Below are 17,419 nucleotides of genomic sequence, written 5' to 3' on the forward strand. Positions count from 1 at the left end.
CTGTCGCGGATCAGCCCAGCCGATCCTTGACCATCGGGCCGACCTTGCCGAAATCCATCTGCCCCGTGTAGCGCGACTTCAGCGCACCCATCACCTTGCCCATGTCGCGAATGCTGTCGGCACCGACCTCGGCGATGGCGGCATCCACGGCCTTGCGGGCCTCCTCCTCGTCAAGCTGACGGGGCAGGAATTCCTCGATGATGCGAATTTCCGAGAGTTCCTTCTCGGCCAGTTCGAGCCGGCCGCCCTCTTCATAGGCGCGCGCGCTTTCCTGACGCTGCTTGACCATCTTGCCGAGGATCGACAGGACGACATCATCGCCGACACGACCGTCTTCGCCCTCACCCCGGGCGGCGATATCGCGATCCTTGATGGCGGCGTTGATCAATCTCAAGGTGGACAGACGCTCTGCCTCCTTGGCCTTCATCGCTTCCTTGAGGGCCGTAGCGACCCTGCTGCGCAAATCCATTCCCAATCGCCTCTCATGTGGCACGACAAGCCCGCCTTCTAGCGCCCGCCGATACCGCTGACAACCGCTCCCGACAGGCGGGCTGGCGCCGTGTGGCCCCCTTGACCCGGCACCCACACCACCGTAGGAACCAGTCGGTTCAGGCTCCGGGGGCGCTCCATCATGGCAAAATTCAAACCCGAAACCGCAACCGCCTGCCTTGCGCTGGCGGACGGGACGGTCTTCTACGGCAAGGGGTTCGGTGCAACCGGAACAACGACGGCAGAGCTGTGTTTCAACACCGCCATGACCGGTTACCAGGAAATCATGACAGACCCGTCCTATGCCGGGCAGGTCGTGACATTCACCTTCCCCCACATCGGCAACGTGGGCGTCAATCCCGATGACGATGAAACCGCCGATCCCGTCGCCGAAGGCATGGTCGTCAAATGGGATCCGACAGAGCCGTCGAACTGGCGCTCGGTCGAGGATCTGCGCGACTGGCTCACCCGGACGGGGCGCATCGCGATCGGCGGCGTCGATACCCGCCGCCTGACCCGCGCGATCCGCAAACAGGGCGCGCCGCATGTGGCGCTGGCCCATGACCCCGACGGCAATTTTGACGTCGAGGCGCTTGTCGCCGCGGCCCGGGGCTTTTCCGGACTCGAAGGGCTCGACCTCGCCGCCAAGGTGACCTGCACGCAATCCTACCGCTGGGACGAGATGCGTTGGGCCTGGCCCGACGGGTTCCGCCGGCAGACCGAGGCGCGCCACAAGGTCGTGGCCATCGACTATGGCGCAAAACGCAACATCCTGCGTTGCCTTGCATCTGCGGGTTGCGACGTGACTGTCCTGCCCGCCGGCACCACGACCGACGAAGTCCTCTCCCACAATCCTGACGGGCTTTTCCTGTCGAACGGCCCGGGCGATCCTGCTGCGACCGGCGATTACGCCGTGCCGATGATCCGGGGCGTGCTGGACCGGTCGGACATTCCGGTCTTCGGCATCTGCCTTGGCCACCAGATGCTGGCGCTGGCCCTGGGCGCGCGGACGATCAAGATGAACCACGGGCACCATGGCGCGAACCATCCGGTCAAGGATCTGGAAACCGGCAAGGTCGAGATCACCTCGATGAACCATGGCTTTACCGTTGACAGCCAGAGCCTGCCGAAGGGCGTTAAGGAAACTCACGTCAGCCTGTTCGACGGATCGAACTGCGGTATCCGCATGGCCGATCGCCCGGTGTTTTCGGTGCAATATCACCCCGAGGCAAGCCCGGGACCGCAGGACAGCTACTACCTGTTCGAACGGTTCGCCGCCGCCATGGATGCGGTGGCCTGACCGCTTCCTGCCGCCGGGCGACAGCGTGTTTTTTCTTACCTGATTAAGAGCCTGTTAACCTTGCGTGGGCCATCCCTTCCATGACAGCTCATGGAGCGATGGGATGAAACTGGCCCGGTTCAACGAGGCGACCGACGTCGTTCTGCGCAAGGTTGCCACTGGCGCACCGCGGGCACCTTATGTACCCGCGCCCGGCGCCAAGGTGATGGCGCCCCGTCACGTTGATCCGATCGTCTCGCCACCGGACCCGCGCCTGATTGCTCGTCTCGGGGCGCCACGCGCCGCGCGGCTTGGACTTCTGCCCTGGCGGCGATGTGGGTCGGATTGCGTGGTTCTGGCCGAGGAGCCTGCGGTTTTCCTGCGCCACAAGGAGGAATTGTCCCGCGCACTTGGCCCCATCCGGCTGGCCCTGTGCGACAGGAGCGAGATCCGCGCCGCACTGACCCGCATCGCGGGTGCAGATCTGGTGAATCGTGCCGAAACCCTTGTGCCCATTGGCGAAAGCTGTCGTGGCTGGCAGACCGGCTGGGCCCGCCTGTGGGTCGCGGGGCTGACCATTTGCCTCGCTCTCCTGATATCGGTCTCCGTTCTCGCGCCGGTCTTCGTGCTGCTGGGGCTGGCCATGGGAACGCTGCTTCTCAGCATGATGCTCAAGGCGGCGGCGTTGATCCTGTCGTTCCGCAAGGAACGTCACGTCCAGCCCTCCGTTGTGCCCGTGCGTTCTCCGGTCGTCTCCTTGCTGGTGCCGCTGTTCCGCGAGGCGCAGATCGCGGGGCATCTGCTCGACCGGCTCGGGCGGCTCGACTACCCCGAGGACCGGCTCGATATCTGCCTGATCCTCGAAACCGGCGACGAGGTGACCCGCGCCACCTTGGCGCGGACGGACTTGCCGTCGAACATTCAGGTGATCAACGTCCCTCAGGGATCACTTCAGACCAAGCCGAGGGCGCTGAACTACGCGCTCGATTTCGCGCGCGGGTCGATCATCGGCATCTATGATGCCGAAGACGCGCCCGCAGCCGACCAGATCGCCCGGGTCGTGCAGCGCTTTGCCGAACGCGGCCCGCAGGTGGCCTGCCTTCAGGGTGTGCTCGATTTCTACAATACGGAAACGAACTGGGTCGCCCGCTGCTTCACCCTCGATTATGCGACCTGGTTCCGGGTGATCCTGCCGGGCCTGCAACGCATGGGGCTTGTGGTTCCGCTGGGCGGCACGACGCTTTTCCTGCGGCGCGAAGCGATCGAAACGGTTGGCGGGTGGGATGCCCATAACGTGACCGAAGACGCCGATCTTGGCGTCCGTCTGGCCCGCCATGGCTACCGGACCGAATTGATCGAAAGCACCACGATGGAAGAGGCCAATGCCCGCCCGTGGCCCTGGATCCGGCAGCGATCACGCTGGCTCAAGGGCTATGCGATGACCTATGCCGTCCATATGAGCCGGCCGGCCCGTCTGTGGCGCGAACTGGGTCCGTGGCGGTTTGCCGGCGTCCAGATCCTGTTCCTCGGCACGCTCGTGCAACTCGCGACGGCGCCGGTCCTGTGGAGTTTCTGGCTCTATCCGCTGGGCCTGCCGCATCCCGTGGTAGAGGCGATGCCAGCCCTGCTTCTTGCGATCATGATCGGAGTGTTCGTTCTGTCCGAGGCACTTTCGCTGATCATCAGTTTCAGGGCATCGCGGCTTTCTGGGCGTCGCTGGCTCTGGCTCTGGGCACCGGCGCTTCTGATCTATTTCCCGCTGGCCACCATCGCGTTCTACAAGGCAGGCTGGGAACTGCTGACGCGGCCCTTCTTCTGGGACAAGACGGATCATGGCGCCTTCGGCGGCGCAGATGTCCCGGGGGTTATTGCGCGGCCTCGACCTTTGCCGCATCAAGCCTGAGTCGTGTCTCGAAGGCTTTCGAGATGTGATCACGCAGCGCCTTGTCGGCCCGATCCCCGTCACCCGAGGCGATTGCATCGACGATGGCCGCATGCTCCGCAAGCGTATCCTCCGACCGGCCCTCCGCCGCGATGGAAGTCGACGCCAGAAGCGCCATCGACCGGTGAACGAGGTCGAGTTGCTGCACCAGATACCTGTTGTGCGAGGCAAGGTGGATCTGCTTGTGAAACCGCCGGTTTGCCCGGCTCAGCGCCTCCGGATCCCCGATGAGCGCATGATCGGCTGCCAGCATGTCCTGCAGGACGCGGATTTCTTCGGGGGTCGCCTGCCGCGACGCAAGCCGGGCGGCCAGCCCTTCAAGCTCGCCCCGGACGACATACAATTCCGCCATCTGGTTGTGATCGAGCGAGGCCACGATCAGCGACCGGCCATCCCGCGTCAGGAGCGATTGCGTCTCGAGCCGTTGCAGCGCCTCGCGGATCGGGGTCCGGGACACGCCGAACCGTTCGGCCAGTTCGCTTTCGACCAGCCGGTCGCCGGGTTTGTACATGCCCGTGTCGATGGCTTCGAGGATCAGCCCGTAGGCATCTTTCTGCGGGCTTCTGAGATCGCTCATATCGTCTTTCCAGTTTGTCGTTGCACGAACCTATCCCCCAGCCGCACCGGCAATCAAGCGCGAAGCCCCGTCGCGCTTGCCCATATGCAGCGCAGGCACTATCCGTCACCTTCATGGTCAAAGATGCATTTTCACATGTCCGGGCGTGGGTGTTCGACCTCGACAACACGCTCTACCCGCCCGAAATTCGACTGTTCGACCAGATCGAACGGCTCATGACCGCCTATGTCAGCGAGACATTGGGCGTCAGCCATGCCGAGGCCGATCACCTGCGCGGCCATTACTGGAAAACCTATGGAACCACATTGGCCGGGCTGATGGCCGAACATGACCTCGACCCGGACCCCTATCTGGTGGCCGTCCACGATATCGACATGACTGTCCTGCCGCCCGATCCCGCCCTTGCAGCGGCCATCTCGGCCCTGGGCGGACGCAAGATCGTCTATACGAACGGCTCGGCCCCCTATGCTGAACGGGTCATCGCCGCGCGTGGATTGTCGGGCGTCTTCGACGCGGTCTATGGCGTCGAACATGCGGGCTACCGGCCCAAACCCGAAGAAGACGCCTTCCAGCGGGTCTTTGCCACCGACGGGATCAATCCGCGCGAAGGCGCGATGTTCGAGGATGACCCGCGCAACCTTGCCGCGCCCCATGCGATGGGGATGCGCACGGTCCACGTGGCCTCTGCCCGTGCGGAAGAGCCACATGTCGAATTCCACGCGGGCGACCTGTCGGCATTCTTGTCGCAGCTGGGCTGATTGCGCTTTCCCAAAGGGTCCGGGCGGCCTATCTCGAAAGGCATGGAGCGCACGAAAACCGATATCATCATCGCAGGCGGCGGCGTCGCCGGGTTGACGGCCGCGGCCGCCTTTGGGGCCGAAGGATTTCGCACGATCTGCGTCGACCCTGCCCCGCCCGTGACAGACGGCGCGGCGCCGGGCGCCGATTTGCGCACGACCGCCTTCCTGCAACCGGCCCGTGCCCTGCTCGAGGCCGCGGGCATCTGGGACAGGCTCAGCCCCGAGGCCATGCCTCTCGAGATCATGCGGATCATCGACGCGGGCGGCCGCGACGGAGAGGCCCGTGTCTCGCGCGATTTCGATTCCGCCGATCTGGGCGATGCGCCCTTTGGCTGGAACTTCCGCAACTGGGTCCTGCGGCGCGAAATCCTCGCCCGGCTTGACAGCCTGCCGACCGTCGATTTCCGGCCCGGCGTCGGCTTTGTGAACATGGTCCCGCGCGAGAATTCGGTGATCGTCACGCTCAGCGACGGGCAGGTGATCGAGGCGCGGATGCTGGTGGCCTGCGACGGCCGCGACAGTGCCGTCCGCGCAGCCTGCGGGATCGGGGCGCGCACGCTGCGCTATGGTCAAAAGGCGCTGAGCTTCGCGGTCACCCATCCGGTGCCGCATGACAATGTCTCGACCGAGATTCACCGACAGGGCGGGCCGTTCACTTTCGTGCCTCTGCCCGATCACGAGGGCCAACCCTGTTCAGCCGTCGTCTGGATGGAGCGCGGCCCCGAGGCGCAACGCCTTGCCGCCCTGCCCCGCGAGGCCTTCGAGGCCGAGGCGACCGAGCGGAGCACGGGCCTTCTTGGCGCGTTGCGCCTTGTCGCCGGGCCGCAGGTCTGGCCGATCATCTCGCGGATCGCGGACCGGATGGACGGGCCGCGCACCGCGCTGATGGCCGAAACGGCCCATGTCGTCCCCCCGATCGGTGCGCAGGGGCTGAACATGAGCCTGGCCGATCTGTCCTGCCTACTGGACCTCGCCCGCGCCGACCATGACGGGATCGGCAGCCGCAAGATGCTGGCCACCTATCACCGCAAACGTCATCCCGAGATCGCGATCCGGGTTGCGGGCGTCGACGCGCTCAACCGCGCGTCGATGGCCTCTTCTCCCCTGCTCCACGATCTTCGCGCCATGGGGATGCGCGCGCTTCACGACGTGGCGCCCGTCCGCAAGACACTGATGCGGCTGGGCCTCGGTCTAGGCCGGGGCGCCGAGCGCCCGATCAAGGGCGGCTGAGAACCGGGCCACCGTCCCGGGCACGTCCTTCAGCTTGTCGAGGCCGAAAAGGCCGACCCGGAAGGTCCGGAAATCGGCCGGCTCGTCGACCTGAAGCGGCACACCCGCGGCGACCTGCGTGCCCGACGCCGCAAAGACCTTGCCGGTCTGGACATCGGGATCGTCGGTATAGCTGACAACAACGCTTGGCGCCTCATAGCCGGGTGCCGCGATCGACTTGATCCCGCGCTCAGCCAGCAGGTCACGGATCGCGCGGCCCAGCGCCGTCTGCGCGGCCTTGGCCTCGGCAAAGCCGAAATCCCGGGTCTCGATCATCGTGTCGCGAAACTCCCGCAGACCGTCGGTGGGCATCGTTGCGTGATAGGCATGGCCGCCGTTCTCGTAGGCCTTCATGATCTGATGCCACTTCGCCAGATCGAGCGCGAAGGAATTGGCGGAGGTCGCGCCCATCCGTTCGGCCGCCCGCTCCGACATCATGACCAGCCCGGCACAGGGGGTGGAGGACCAGCCCTTCTGCGGTGCCGACAGAAGAACATCGACCCCGGTCGCGGCCATGTCGACCCAGATGCAACCCGAGGCGATGCAATCCAGAACCATCAGCGCGCCCACGTCATGGGCCGCCGTGGCCATCGCCGTGATGTAGTCGTCGGACAGGATGATCCCGGCCGAGGTTTCCACATGGGGCGCAAAGACGACATCGGGCTTCGCCTCGCGGATCGCGGCGGTCACCTCTTCGATCGGTGCCGGGGCAAAGGGCGCGCGGCTGTCATTGCCCGTCTGGCGGGCCTTGAACACGGTGGTTTCACGGGCAAATCCGCCCGCTTCGAAAATCTGCGTCCAGCGGTAGGAGAACCAGCCATTGCGCACAATCAGCGCATGGGCATCGCCGCCGAATTGGCGGGCGACCGCCTCCATCCCGAAGGTGCCGCCGCCCGGCACGATCGCCACCTCCGCCGCGCCGTACACCTCTTTCAGCATGCCCGAGATGTCGCGCATCACCTGCTGGAACGGCTGGCTCATGTGATTGAGCGACCGGTCCGTGAAGACGACCGAGAATTCCTCGAGCCCGCCAGGGTCGACGGTGTCGAGTGGGAAGTGCTGTGTCATGGATCGTCTCCTCCTTGCGATGGGCAGACGATAGGTTCCACAGCGGCCGGTGCAAGCCCCGACGAGGCCATTTGTGTCAAAGGGGCCCGGGCCGGCGCTCCTCGCTCAGAAGAACGTTGGCCTCGACGTCACCGACGCCCGGCAAGGTCATTATACGGCGGCGCAGGACACGCTCGAAATCGGCAAGGTCCCGGGCGATGACCCGCAGGCGGTAATCGTAAAGTCCCAGCACATGTTCGACCGTCTGAACCTCGGGGATCGCGGTGACGGCACGTTCGAAATCCTCGAGGCTGACGCGGCTCTTGGTCGACAGCTTCACCCCAAGGAACACCGTCACACCAAAGCCCAGCGCCGCGGCATCGAGGATCAGGGCCTCGCCCGCGATGATGCCCGCCTCTTTCAGCGCGCGGATCCGGCGCCATGTGGCGGGCTGGCTCAGTCCCAGCTTGCGGCCAAGCTGCGCCGTAGTCTGATCCGCATCCTTCGACAGGGCCAGAAGGATTGCCCGGTCGGTCTCGTCGAAGACGTTCACAGCGGGAGTGCCCGGCGGTCCTGAACCGTCGACACCGTCATCAGGCTTTCGATATCGTCGATATGCGGCAGGGCAAGGATCCGACGTCGATAGATCTGCTGGTAGTCGGCGAGGTTCCGGGCGATCACCGACAGGCGCACATCGACGCGACCGAGGAATGTCTGGATTTCCAGCACTTCGGGAATATCGCGCGCCGCCGTCAGGAAATCGTCAAAGGCGCGCGGGTTCGTCTTGTCGAGCCGGATACGAAGCGAGACATGAAGCGCGTATCCAAGCGCAACCCAGTCGATCAGGACCTTCCGGCCCTTGATATGCCCGTCCTCCCGCATCCTCTCGATCCGCCGGGTCACGGTCGAGGGGCTCAGCCGCAGCCGTTCAGCCAGATCCGGCGTGCCGATCGACGGATCGGCCTGTAGATGGCGCAGAATGGCGCGCGAGGTATCGTCAAGCATGATTTCATCATTAATCCGGCATATCACGAATAACAAGTTCGCCGATCCACGATTTTCCGCCACCATTCTTCTGGTCAGAGCGGTGTGGCCCGTGCATACAGCACCCCAGTCATTCTGGAGGAAAGGAAACGCCATGCGCGTCTATTACGATCGCGATTGCGATGTGAACCTGATCAAGGACAAGAAAGTCGCCATCCTGGGCTATGGCTCCCAGGGGCATGCCCATGCGCTGAACCTGCGCGACTCGGGCGCCAAGAACATCGTCGTTGCCCTGCGCGACGGCTCCCCCTCGGCGGCCAAGGCCGAAGGCGAAGGCCTTCAGGTCATGTCGATCTCGGAAGCGGCCGCATGGTGCGACCTGATGATGTTCACAATGCCCGACGAACTCCAGGCCGAAACCTGGAAGAACCACGTCAAGGATCACATCAAGCCGGGCTCGGCCATTGCCTTTGCCCACGGCCTGAACATCCACTTCGGCCTCATCGAGGCGCCCGCCGACATCGACGTCATCATGATGGCGCCCAAGGGCCCCGGCCACACCGTCCGCGGCGAATACGTCAAAGGCGGCGGCGTGCCCTGCCTCGTGGCCGTCAACAATGACGCCTCCGGCAAGGCGCTGGAAATCGGCCTGTCCTACTGCTCCGCCATCGGCGGCGGCCGCTCGGGCATCATCGAGACCGACTTCAAGGAAGAATGCGAAACCGACCTCTTCGGTGAGCAGGCCGTCCTGTGCGGCGGTCTCGTCGAGCTGATCCGCATGGGCTTCGAGACACTGGTCGAGGCGGGTTACGAGCCCGAGATGGCCTATTTCGAATGCCTGCACGAGGTGAAGCTGATCGTCGACCTGATCTATGAGGGCGGCATCGCCAACATGAACTACTCGATCTCGAACACGGCCGAGTACGGCGAATACGTCTCCGGGCCGCGCATCCTGCCCTATGACGAGACCAAGGCCCGGATGAAGGCGGTTCTCGAAGACATCCAGCAGGGCCGTTTCGTGCGCGACTGGATGGCCGAATGCGCCGTGGGCCAGCCCTCGTTCAAGGCGATCCGCCGCAACAACGACGCCCACCAGATCGAAGCCGTCGGCGAGACGCTGCGCGGCATGATGCCGTGGATTTCGGCCGGCAAGATGGTCGACAAGTCGAAGAACTGATCGAGACAGGAAATTCGCAGAATTTCAGTCGCTCCAACAAATTTCATCGAAATTTGTTCACGGCCCCGCAACGCGCTTGCGGGGCCGTTCGCGTTGGGGCAAGTCACGCCCGATGACACCCGCACCCACACCCCGAAACTGGTTGTCGATCATGACACTCGGCCTGATCTGGGGCGGGACGTTCATGGTCGTGGCCATTGCACTCGAAGGTCATGGCCCGATCACGGTGGCCACGGCCCGCACCACGCTTGGCGCGCTGTCACTGCTGATCCTTGTCCGGATCATGGGACGGCCCTGGCCCGGGCGCGGCACCGGCCCTTTCGTGATCGGTGGCGGACTTCTGAGCACCGCAATCCCGTTCAGCCTGCTTAGCTGGGGTCAGCAATACGTCCCATCGGCCTTTGCCGGCCTCTCGATGGCGATGCTGCCATTGTTCGTCCTGCCGCTGGCCCATGTCTTCACCGATGAAAAGATGTCGCTGCGCAAAACGATCGGCGTCGGTCTCGGGTTCGTGGGGGCCCTGATCCTCTTTGGCCCGGGGCTTTCGGGGGGGCTCGCCGGGCCGGGCTTCATGGGGCAGCTGGCCTGTATCGCCGCCGCACTCTGCTACGCGATCTCTTCGGTAGTCACGCGGCGCTGCCCGCCGGTCGATCCGTTCAGCTTTGCCGCCATGACGCTGATCGTGGGCGCGGTGCCGCTGATCCCCGCCATGCTCCTGATCGAGGGGGTGCCCCGCTTCGAAGGTCTGCGGCCGGGCCTCGCGATCCTGTTCCTGGGCCTGTTTCCAACCGCGCTTGCCGCGCTGATCCGTGTCTCGGTGATCCGCAGCGCGGGCACACTGTTTCTGACGCTGGTCAACTACATGGTGCCGCTGTGGTCGATCTTCTTCGGCTGGCTGATCCTGAGCGAAGACTTGCCCCTGCGCTTCTTCCTCGCGCTGGTGATGATCCTGTCAGGGGTCGTCGTGAGCCAGTGGAACAGCCTGAAACGCATCAGACTGCGCGCGCGCGCCTCAGGCGGCTGAGGCGGCCGCGGCTTCCACCTCCGCGACGATCCCGTCGACCACGGATGTCAGAAGACCTTCATCCTCGCATTCCGCCATCACCCGGACGAGCGGCTCCGTGCCAGACTTGCGGATCAAGAGCCGGCCCTGCCCCGAGAGGCGGTCTTCCGCGTCACTTACCGCCGCCTGCACCTGGCGGGCCGACAGCGGATCGGCACCCTGCGCATAGCGGACGTTCTTCAACAGCTGGGGAACCTTCTCGAACTGGCGGGCCAGCGCGCTGGCAGGTTGGCCGCTCTCGATCATCGAGGCCAGGAACTGAAGCCCGGCCAGAAGACCGTCGCCCGTCGTCGCGTAATCCGACATGACGATATGGCCTGATTGTTCGCCGCCAAGGTTCCAGCCGCCGCGGCGCATCGCCTCGACGACATAGCGATCTCCGACGGCCGTGCGCTCCAGCCTCAGGCCACGATCGCCGAGGAACCGTTCCAGCCCGAGGTTGGACATCACCGTGGCGACCAGCGTGCCGTCCTGCAGGCGGCCGGCCTCGGCCCAGCGGCGCGCGATCAGCGCCATCAGCTGATCGCCATCCGCGACCTCGCCGTTTTCGTCGATGATCATGACCCGGTCGGCATCGCCATCGAGGCAAATCCCCAGATCGGCGCCATGGGTCACGACGGTTTCCGCGGCGACGCGGACATTCGTCGATCCGCAACCGTCGTTGATGTTATAGCCGTTGGGCGACACACCCACCGGGATGACGGTCGCGCCCAATTCCCACAGAACCTCGGGGGCGGTCTTGTAGGCCGCACCGTTGGCACAGTCGATCACGACCTTCAGACCGTCGAGCGATTGCCCCGCCAGCGTGGATTTCAGCCGTTCGGCATAGCGGAACCGGCCATCGTCGATCCGCCTCGCCCGGCCGATATTGCTGGCCTGCGCAGGCATGATCTCGCCTTCGATCAGCGTCTCGATCTCCGCCTCGGCCTCGTCGGAGAGCTTGAAGCCATCGGGTCCGAAGAACTTGATCCCGTTGTCGTCATGCGGGTTGTGGCTGGCCGAAATCATGATGCCGAGGCCCGCCCGCATCGAGGTGGTCAACATGCCCACGGCGGGCGTCGGCACCGGCCCCAGCAACAGGACGTTCATCCCCGTCGAGGTCAGACCCGCAGTCAGCGCGTTTTCGAACATGTAGCCCGACAGCCGTGTATCCTTGCCGATCACGACCCGTTGCCCGTCCTGGCCGGGCTTGCGGAAATACCGGCCCGCCGCAGCCCCGATCTTGAGAGCCATCTCGGCCGTCATCGGGCTCTGGTTGGCCTTGCCACGGATCCCATCCGTTCCGAACAGCTTGCGCATGATCTACTCGCCCCTCTCATGCAGCGCCAGGTGCAGGCGCAGGGCCTGTCTGGTCTCGTATGTATCATGGACCCGCAGGATGTGCGCGCCCCGGTCCGCAGCATGCAACGCCACGGCCACGGATCCGCCCAGCCTGTGCTTGGCCACCGCGGCCTCGCCGATTTCACCGATGAATCGTTTGCGCGACGCGCCGACCAAAAGCGGAACTCCCAATCCATGATACAGGGAAAGATCGCGAAGCAAGCTCAAATTGTGTTGCAGCGTCTTTCCAAAACCGATGCCGGGATCGGCAATCAGCATCTCGGGCGCGATCCCTGCGCCCCGTGCCACGGCGATCCGCTCTGCCAGATGGTCAAAGACCTCGGCGACCACATCGCCATATTGCGCGCGGCTTTGCATGGTCTTGGGATCGGCGATGCTATGCATGAGGCAGATCGGCACCTCGCGCTCGGCCGCGACCGACAGGATCTCGGGGTCAAAGCGACCCGCCGCCACATCGTTGATCATGTCCGCCCCCGCATCGAGGGCGGCGACGGCCACCGCCGCCTTGCGGGTATCGATCGAGATGGGCGTGGTGAGGCCGGCATCCCGGATGCCCCGGATCACGGGAACGACACGGGCGATCTCGTCCCCGATCGTGACCTCATCGGCGCCGGGACGGGTACTCTCGCCACCTATGTCAAGAATATCAGAGGCTTGTGACATGATCTTCGCGCGGGAGACTGCATCAGCGACCGCCAGCAGATCGCCACCGTCGGAAAAACTGTCAGGCGTGATGTTGAGGATGCCCATGACACGGGGGCGCTCGAGCGTCATCCCGCACAGATCGGGCCGCAGCCCCGCAAGCGCATCTCGGTCCGCAGGGGCGAGGTCCCGGGCCGGCAGGACAGAACCTTCGGCCCTTTCGACCACCTCGAACCACGCATGGGCGCTGCCGGCAAGCGGCAGGCACTGGCGGGGATCGAACCCCTCCGCCCCTGTGCGCGCCATGGGCCTGAGACCGGGCGTCATACGTCTTCGAATTGGGCGACGTGCAGGTCGCTTGTCGTTTCGGGCGCGTCTGCACCCACAACCAGCAGTTCGGCCGCCCCGATATGTTCGGCAAACCACGCGACAAGCGAGACTGCGTCCCTTGGATCGACCGGGGCGCTATCGGCTGAATCGAGCACGATCTTCGACGGGGCCCAGACGCAGATCTGCCCGTGGCGCATCGCCCAGTCGAGTTCGGTCCGGGTGCCCACGACGATGCAGCGCTTGTCCCGACCGGCAAGAACCCAGGCATTCTGTTCGACCGCAAGAAGATCGATCCGCCTCTGCGCCAGCGGTGCGGCACTTTGCGGTGCGGGCAAATCGGCCGGACCCACACAAAGGATCAGGGGCATCGGACCGCCAGACAAGGCGTCGATCCGATCCGACAGATCAGGCGCGGCAATCGCCGCGTTCGAAAGATAGACGACCCGGGGATGCGGAACACTGGCCTGAACCGGCGCAGCATCGGCATCGAGTTGGTCGCGCACGCGCACAATCTCGACCCCGAGGGCACCGGGGCCACGATCAAGCTTTTCCACCCGGACAAAGACGCGCTGTGCCTGCGGTTCGGCAAGGATGCGCAGGGCGACCCGTTCGGCCAGCGTTTCCAGAAGATTCAGACGCTCGGCGCCAAGCTCCCACGCGATGGCCTCGGTCACTTTGTCATAGCTGAGGATACGGTCGACATCGTCGTCGACAGGGCCGGAGACCGGGATCACTTCAACGACGACGTTGAACCTCAGCCGCTGCTCCGCGCCGCGTTCCTGCTGGAAGGCGCCGATCTCGGCCGTGACGATATGGTCGCGCAGGGAGATCCTGTCGATCGGGGTTGTGCCGTCAGACGTGGCCTTGGCGCGTTCGCCCGGATGGGAGAAGGCCAGTCGGATTTCATCGGTCATTGCGACCCCGATAACTCAGATTCGCGCTACACTATCAAGCCCCGGGGCGCTTGAATGCGTTCCGGCGCGGCATCCGGCCACGCCATTGCGACACGCGTGGCCTAGTTCGACGCCGTGCGCGTGTTGGCCCGGTAGAACAGATGGACACCGTATTGGGCCGTCCGCTCGAACCGGCGGGCCCACGACGGGTTCACCGCGGTGGTGTGATAATAGGTGGCGCCTTCGGTCAGCGGCCGTTCTGCGCCATCCAGCATCAGGCGCGCCACTTTACCGACCCGGGTATAGGCGCGCGGCTCGTTGATGACTTCGGAATTGCCGTCGCAGGTATAGGTGAACTGGCAGGCATACATCCGCCCGGTTCCCTGATTGACGACACTGCAAACGCTGTCGGGAAACTCGCGGCTGTCGACCCGGTTCAGGATAACCTCGGCCACGGCGAAAAGCCCGCGGGCGGTTTCGCCGCGCGCCTCGAAGTAAAGCGCCTCGGCGAGGCATTCCCATTCCGGTCCCCCAGAGGCCCGCGGCAGCGAGGCGAGATAATTCTCGGAATATTCGACGGTGCCGGGGATCGTCGGGATGTCACGCAAGGCGGCACTCGGGGGCGATGTCAGCGACGACAGACGGGCGGAGGGCACAACCCGGAGGGCCTCTCGCTCCTGGCCCAGCAGGGCATCCAGCCTGCTTGCAAGAACTTCATCCGCGCTTGCCGGCACGGAGGCGAGCATCAAACCCGACACAAGCCCGAACGTTCCGATCGCACAGCGAACCGCGCGCACGACATTCTTCGCGACAATCATAAACCCACCCCAGGTTCCACGCGGCTCAGCCCCGCGCAGGCACGGAGTTCCTAGAGGCTGGGCGCCGGTGAGTCTACCCGACCCACGGGATGATCGGCCATTCTTGGCCGATCTGGGGCGAGGTTGCAAAAGTCACCATCAAGACATGGTGTTAGACGGCACTCTTGATACTATTTTTGCGATCCAAGCGCATCGCTCAGCGCAAGCTGAGCGGCGGAAAGTCGCGCAACCGGAACCCGGAACGGAGAGCACGACACATAGTCGAAGCCGTTCTTGCGGCAGAAATCTATGGCTGTCCGGCTGCCGCCATGTTCGCCGCACAAGCCGATCGTGATGTCTTCGCGCCCCAACCGACCCCGTTCGGCACCGATTCTCAGAAGCTCGCCCACCCCGTCGATATCAAGCGTCAGGAACGGATCCTCGGGGTAGACGCCGCGTTGCACATAGGCCGACATGAACCGCCCCGCATCGTCGCGCGACAGCCCATAGGTCATCTGCGTCAGGTCATTCGTCCCGAAAGACAGGAACGAGGCATGCTGTGCGATATCGGCGGCCCTGAGCGCCGCGCGTGGGGTCTCGACCATCACGCCCAGCCGGTAATCGAAATCCACACCCGTCTCGGACCTGACTGTCGCGGCGATCGAATCGACGCTGGCCTTGACCAGTTCGACCTCGCGCATGGCGCTGACAAGCGGGATCATGATCTCGGGCACGACCGGATCGCCCAACTCGGCCGAAAAGACCGCCGCCTGAAAGATCGCACGGGCCTGCATCTCGTAGATTTCCGGCACCGTCACACCCAGTCGCACACCGCGCAGGCCCAGCATGGGATTGTATTCGCCCAGCATTTCGACCCGGGCCGTCACTTCGGACAGGGGCTTGCCTAGTCGTTCGGCCAGTTCGCGGAGGCCTTCGCGATCAGAGGGAAGGAATTCATGCAGCGGCGGGTCGAACAGCCGGATGCAGACCGGCGATCCGCGCATGATTTCGAACAGGGCGGTGAAGTCCTTGCGCTGCATCGGCATCAGCCGTTCCAGCACGGCGCGCCTGTCCTGCGCGGTATCGGCAAAGATCATTTCGCGCATCAGGCCGATGCGCTCACCCTCGAAGAACATGTGCTCCGTCCGGCACAGGCCGATCCCCTCGGCCTCGAAATTCCGCGCGGTCTGGGCATCGGCGGGCGTATCGGCATTGGCCCGCACCCCGATGTCGCGAAACTTGTCGGCCCAGCCAAGAAGCGTCCGGAACGCATCATCGAGCGCAGCCTCGAGAAGCGGAGCCTCCCCCGCCAGCACGTCGCCCGAAGTGCCATCGACGGTGATGATGTCGCCTTCGGCGAAGACCCGGCCGCCGGGCGCCGTGAGTATCTTGCGGCGCCGGTCGATGCCCAGATCCGAGGCGCCCACGACGCATGGCAGACCAAGACCCCGGCCGATCACGGCGGCGTGGCTGGTGATCCCGCCCCGCACCGTCAGGACGGCCTCGGCGGCGTGCATCCCGCGAATATCTTCGGGCGTAGTCTCGCGCCGGACAAGGATGCAGGCCTCGTCACGCGCCGCCCCCGCCTGCGCGGCCTCGGCGCTGAAGACGATCCGCCCAGACGCGGCACCCGGGCTTGCGGCAATCCCGCTGACGATCCGGTCACGCCGGGCCGAGGGGTTCACCTGCCTGTGCAACAGCTCCGACAGGGCCTTGGGTTCGACCCGCATCACGGCCTCTTCGCGGGGGATGATCCCGTCTTCGGACAGGGCCACCGCGATCCGCACGGACGCCCGGGAGGATCGCTGCACGCGGACGCCATCGAGGATATGCAGATCGCCATTCTCGATCGTGAACTCGATCTGCATCTCTTCGCGTAGGCGCTGGCGCACGATTTCGCCATAGGCGATCAACTGGCGAAAGGCGTCGGGGCACAGCTCTTCGAGGGACGACCCCCTTGGATCGCGCGTCAGGTAGATCGCGCCCTGCGCTGCCGTGAGGGCATCCCGGCCCTGGCTCTGGCTCAGATACCGGCCCCGGACCTGGGCCTGGCCGGTATCGGGATCGACGAACTGGATCACGCCCGACCCGCTTTCGCCTTGGCCGACACCAAGGGCCAGCTCCTGCACCACAAGGCCGAGGCCGGCGTCGGCCGGCGCGCCCTTGGCCTGACGCAGAAGACGGGCCGAGGTGCCCTCCCACGCGCGCGCCATGGACCGCAGCACATGGGTCAGCTGCGTTTCCACGTCCTGCGGGAAAGCGGCCTCCATCTCGTCCTCATAGGTCGAGAGCGCGGCCCGGATCGCATGGGCATCCGGCGTTGCGGTGGGATCGAAGATATCCGCATCCAGATGCGCGACGTGCGTGGCGTAGGACTGGATGAACCGGAGGTAGAGAGCGGATGCGGCCTCTTCACCGACATCGCGGACCAGCTGGGAATAGCGGGCCTCGCACATCCCGAGGTTCAGGATCGCCCCCGGCCCGCCCCAATCGGGATCCTGGCTTGACGGGCGCACGGACAGAAGGGGCGCGTCCCCGAAATGCGACAGGATCTCGGACACGGCCGGCCCCGCGCCCCGGGCAATGGAATGCACCGCGTCAAACGACAGGGCCACCGTGCGCGGCACCGGCATATCAAGACGGATCAGTCTCTGAAGACACTTCGCCCGTCCGCCATGCACCGAAGCCGACATGGCGGCTGTCGGCGTTATCAGCGTAACTTGTTGGAATCGCGCATGTTGCTGCACTGCGGCATCCTTCGATATCGCCAGCAGCATAGGCCCGCAATC

The 17,419-nt window shown here is 64.9% G+C and carries 16 protein-coding genes; 6 read left to right on the forward strand and 10 right to left on the reverse strand.

The window, feature by feature from the left end; translation table 11 throughout:
• Positions 1 to 10: 10 nt before the first annotated feature.
• Entirely contained in the window at positions 11 to 469 is a 459-nt protein-coding gene (locus EP376_RS17145; RefSeq protein ID WP_127656854.1) for a GatB/YqeY domain-containing protein, read from the reverse strand.
• A gap of 162 nt (positions 470 to 631) precedes the next feature.
• On the opposite strand from EP376_RS17145, the gene carA reads away from it, so the two are divergent.
• Both carA and EP376_RS17155 read left to right on the forward strand, forming a co-directional pair.
• Positions 632 to 1,789 carry a glutamine-hydrolyzing carbamoyl-phosphate synthase small subunit gene (gene carA / locus EP376_RS17150; RefSeq protein WP_127656855.1) on the forward strand — a complete coding sequence of 386 codons (1,158 nt, stop codon included), beginning with the start codon at positions 632 to 634 and terminating at the stop codon, positions 1,787 to 1,789.
• 103 nt (positions 1,790 to 1,892) lie between these two features.
• On the forward strand, positions 1,893 to 3,671 hold the full coding sequence (locus tag EP376_RS17155; RefSeq protein ID WP_127656856.1) for a glycosyltransferase: 1,779 nt from the start codon (positions 1,893 to 1,895) through the stop codon (positions 3,669 to 3,671).
• On the opposite strand, the gene EP376_RS17160 is transcribed toward EP376_RS17155, so the two are convergent.
• Complete coding sequence (locus EP376_RS17160; protein WP_127656857.1) at positions 3,634 to 4,287, reverse strand: GntR family transcriptional regulator; 654 nt, start codon at positions 4,285 to 4,287, stop codon at positions 3,634 to 3,636. The genes EP376_RS17155 and EP376_RS17160 overlap by 38 nt on opposite strands.
• Positions 4,288 to 4,400: 113 nt before the next feature.
• Here EP376_RS17160 and EP376_RS17165 point away from each other — a divergent pair, with 113 nt between their 5' ends.
• Together EP376_RS17165 and EP376_RS17170 are read left to right on the forward strand one after the other, a co-directional pair.
• Positions 4,401 to 5,045: a pyrimidine 5'-nucleotidase gene (locus tag EP376_RS17165; protein ID WP_127656858.1), complete on the forward strand. Its 645-nt coding sequence runs from the start codon at positions 4,401 to 4,403 to the stop codon at positions 5,043 to 5,045.
• Positions 5,046 to 5,087: 42 nt separating this feature from the next.
• Positions 5,088 to 6,317: a UbiH/UbiF family hydroxylase gene (locus EP376_RS17170; RefSeq protein ID WP_127656859.1), complete on the forward strand. Its 1,230-nt coding sequence runs from the start codon at positions 5,088 to 5,090 to the stop codon at positions 6,315 to 6,317.
• Here EP376_RS17170 and EP376_RS17175 read toward each other — a convergent pair.
• From EP376_RS17175 to EP376_RS17185, 3 genes are all read right to left on the reverse strand, one after another.
• The gene (locus EP376_RS17175; RefSeq protein ID WP_127656860.1) at positions 6,279 to 7,424 is read right to left on the reverse strand and encodes an aminotransferase class V-fold PLP-dependent enzyme; all 1,146 of its coding nucleotides are present in this window, start codon (positions 7,422 to 7,424) and stop codon (positions 6,279 to 6,281) included. The genes EP376_RS17170 and EP376_RS17175 overlap by 39 nt on opposite strands.
• A 76-nt stretch (positions 7,425 to 7,500) precedes the next feature.
• Positions 7,501 to 7,956 (reverse strand): Lrp/AsnC family transcriptional regulator, encoded by a 456-nt coding sequence (locus tag EP376_RS17180; RefSeq protein WP_127656861.1) that lies wholly within the window; start codon positions 7,954 to 7,956, stop codon positions 7,501 to 7,503.
• Positions 7,953 to 8,408: an Lrp/AsnC family transcriptional regulator gene (locus EP376_RS17185; protein WP_127656862.1), complete on the reverse strand. Its 456-nt coding sequence runs from the start codon at positions 8,406 to 8,408 to the stop codon at positions 7,953 to 7,955. Before EP376_RS17185 ends, EP376_RS17180 begins: the two co-directional genes overlap by 4 nt.
• A gap of 133 nt (positions 8,409 to 8,541) precedes the next feature.
• Between EP376_RS17185 and ilvC the strand changes: the two genes are divergently transcribed.
• Together ilvC and EP376_RS17195 are read left to right on the forward strand one after the other, a co-directional pair.
• Positions 8,542 to 9,564, forward strand: coding sequence for a ketol-acid reductoisomerase (ilvC, locus tag EP376_RS17190; RefSeq protein WP_127656863.1), 1,023 nt, complete (start codon positions 8,542 to 8,544; stop codon positions 9,562 to 9,564).
• 112 nt (positions 9,565 to 9,676) lie between these two features.
• On the forward strand, positions 9,677 to 10,588 hold the full coding sequence (locus tag EP376_RS17195) for a DMT family transporter (protein WP_127656864.1): 912 nt from the start codon (positions 9,677 to 9,679) through the stop codon (positions 10,586 to 10,588).
• Here the strand turns inward: EP376_RS17195 and glmM are convergent.
• The 5 genes from glmM to EP376_RS17220 all read right to left on the reverse strand — a co-directional run bounded on the left by glmM (position 10,577) and on the right by EP376_RS17220 (position 17,407).
• The gene (glmM, locus tag EP376_RS17200) at positions 10,577 to 11,929 is read right to left on the reverse strand and encodes a phosphoglucosamine mutase (RefSeq protein ID WP_127656865.1); all 1,353 of its coding nucleotides are present in this window, start codon (positions 11,927 to 11,929) and stop codon (positions 10,577 to 10,579) included. The genes EP376_RS17195 and glmM overlap by 12 nt on opposite strands.
• Positions 11,930 to 12,916: a dihydropteroate synthase gene (gene folP / locus EP376_RS17205; protein ID WP_238928782.1), complete on the reverse strand. Its 987-nt coding sequence runs from the start codon at positions 12,914 to 12,916 to the stop codon at positions 11,930 to 11,932. It abuts the gene before it with no gap.
• A gap of 17 nt (positions 12,917 to 12,933) precedes the next feature.
• Complete coding sequence (locus tag EP376_RS17210) at positions 12,934 to 13,854, reverse strand: dihydroneopterin aldolase (RefSeq protein WP_127656867.1); 921 nt, start codon at positions 13,852 to 13,854, stop codon at positions 12,934 to 12,936.
• 101 nt (positions 13,855 to 13,955) lie between these two features.
• Entirely contained in the window at positions 13,956 to 14,651 is a 696-nt protein-coding gene (locus EP376_RS17215; RefSeq protein ID WP_238928783.1) for a cell wall hydrolase, read from the reverse strand.
• A 170-nt stretch (positions 14,652 to 14,821) separates the two neighbouring features.
• Positions 14,822 to 17,407: a putative PEP-binding protein gene (locus EP376_RS17220; protein ID WP_127656868.1), complete on the reverse strand. Its 2,586-nt coding sequence runs from the start codon at positions 17,405 to 17,407 to the stop codon at positions 14,822 to 14,824.
• Positions 17,408 to 17,419: the final 12 nt, after the last annotated feature.

Origin of the sequence: Alexandriicola marinus (assembly GCF_004000435.1) — a bacterium.
In the GTDB taxonomy this organism is placed as follows: domain Bacteria; phylum Pseudomonadota; class Alphaproteobacteria; order Rhodobacterales; family Rhodobacteraceae; genus Alexandriicola; species Alexandriicola marinus.

Coding starts and splice junctions, on each gene's coding strand:
- EP376_RS17145 (WP_127656854.1), bottom strand. CDS start 469: ATGGATTTGCGCAGCAGGGTCGCTACGGCCCTCAAGGAAGCGATGAAG.
- carA (WP_127656855.1), top strand. CDS start 632: ATGGCAAAATTCAAACCCGAAACCGCAACCGCCTGCCTTGCGCTGGCG.
- EP376_RS17155 (WP_127656856.1), top strand. CDS start 1,893: ATGAAACTGGCCCGGTTCAACGAGGCGACCGACGTCGTTCTGCGCAAG.
- EP376_RS17160 (WP_127656857.1), bottom strand. CDS start 4,287: ATGAGCGATCTCAGAAGCCCGCAGAAAGATGCCTACGGGCTGATCCTC.
- EP376_RS17165 (WP_127656858.1), top strand. CDS start 4,401: ATGGTCAAAGATGCATTTTCACATGTCCGGGCGTGGGTGTTCGACCTC.
- EP376_RS17170 (WP_127656859.1), top strand. CDS start 5,088: ATGGAGCGCACGAAAACCGATATCATCATCGCAGGCGGCGGCGTCGCC.
- EP376_RS17175 (WP_127656860.1), bottom strand. CDS start 7,424: ATGACACAGCACTTCCCACTCGACACCGTCGACCCTGGCGGGCTCGAG.
- EP376_RS17185 (WP_127656862.1), bottom strand. CDS start 8,408: ATGCTTGACGATACCTCGCGCGCCATTCTGCGCCATCTACAGGCCGAT.
- ilvC (WP_127656863.1), top strand. CDS start 8,542: ATGCGCGTCTATTACGATCGCGATTGCGATGTGAACCTGATCAAGGAC.
- EP376_RS17195 (WP_127656864.1), top strand. CDS start 9,677: ATGACACCCGCACCCACACCCCGAAACTGGTTGTCGATCATGACACTC.
- folP (WP_238928782.1), bottom strand. CDS start 12,916: ATGGCGCGCACAGGGGCGGAGGGGTTCGATCCCCGCCAGTGCCTGCCG.
- EP376_RS17210 (WP_127656867.1), bottom strand. CDS start 13,854: ATGACCGATGAAATCCGACTGGCCTTCTCCCATCCGGGCGAACGCGCC.
- EP376_RS17215 (WP_238928783.1), bottom strand. CDS start 14,651: ATGATTGTCGCGAAGAATGTCGTGCGCGCGGTTCGCTGTGCGATCGGA.
- EP376_RS17220 (WP_127656868.1), bottom strand. CDS start 17,407: ATGCTGCTGGCGATATCGAAGGATGCCGCAGTGCAGCAACATGCGCGA.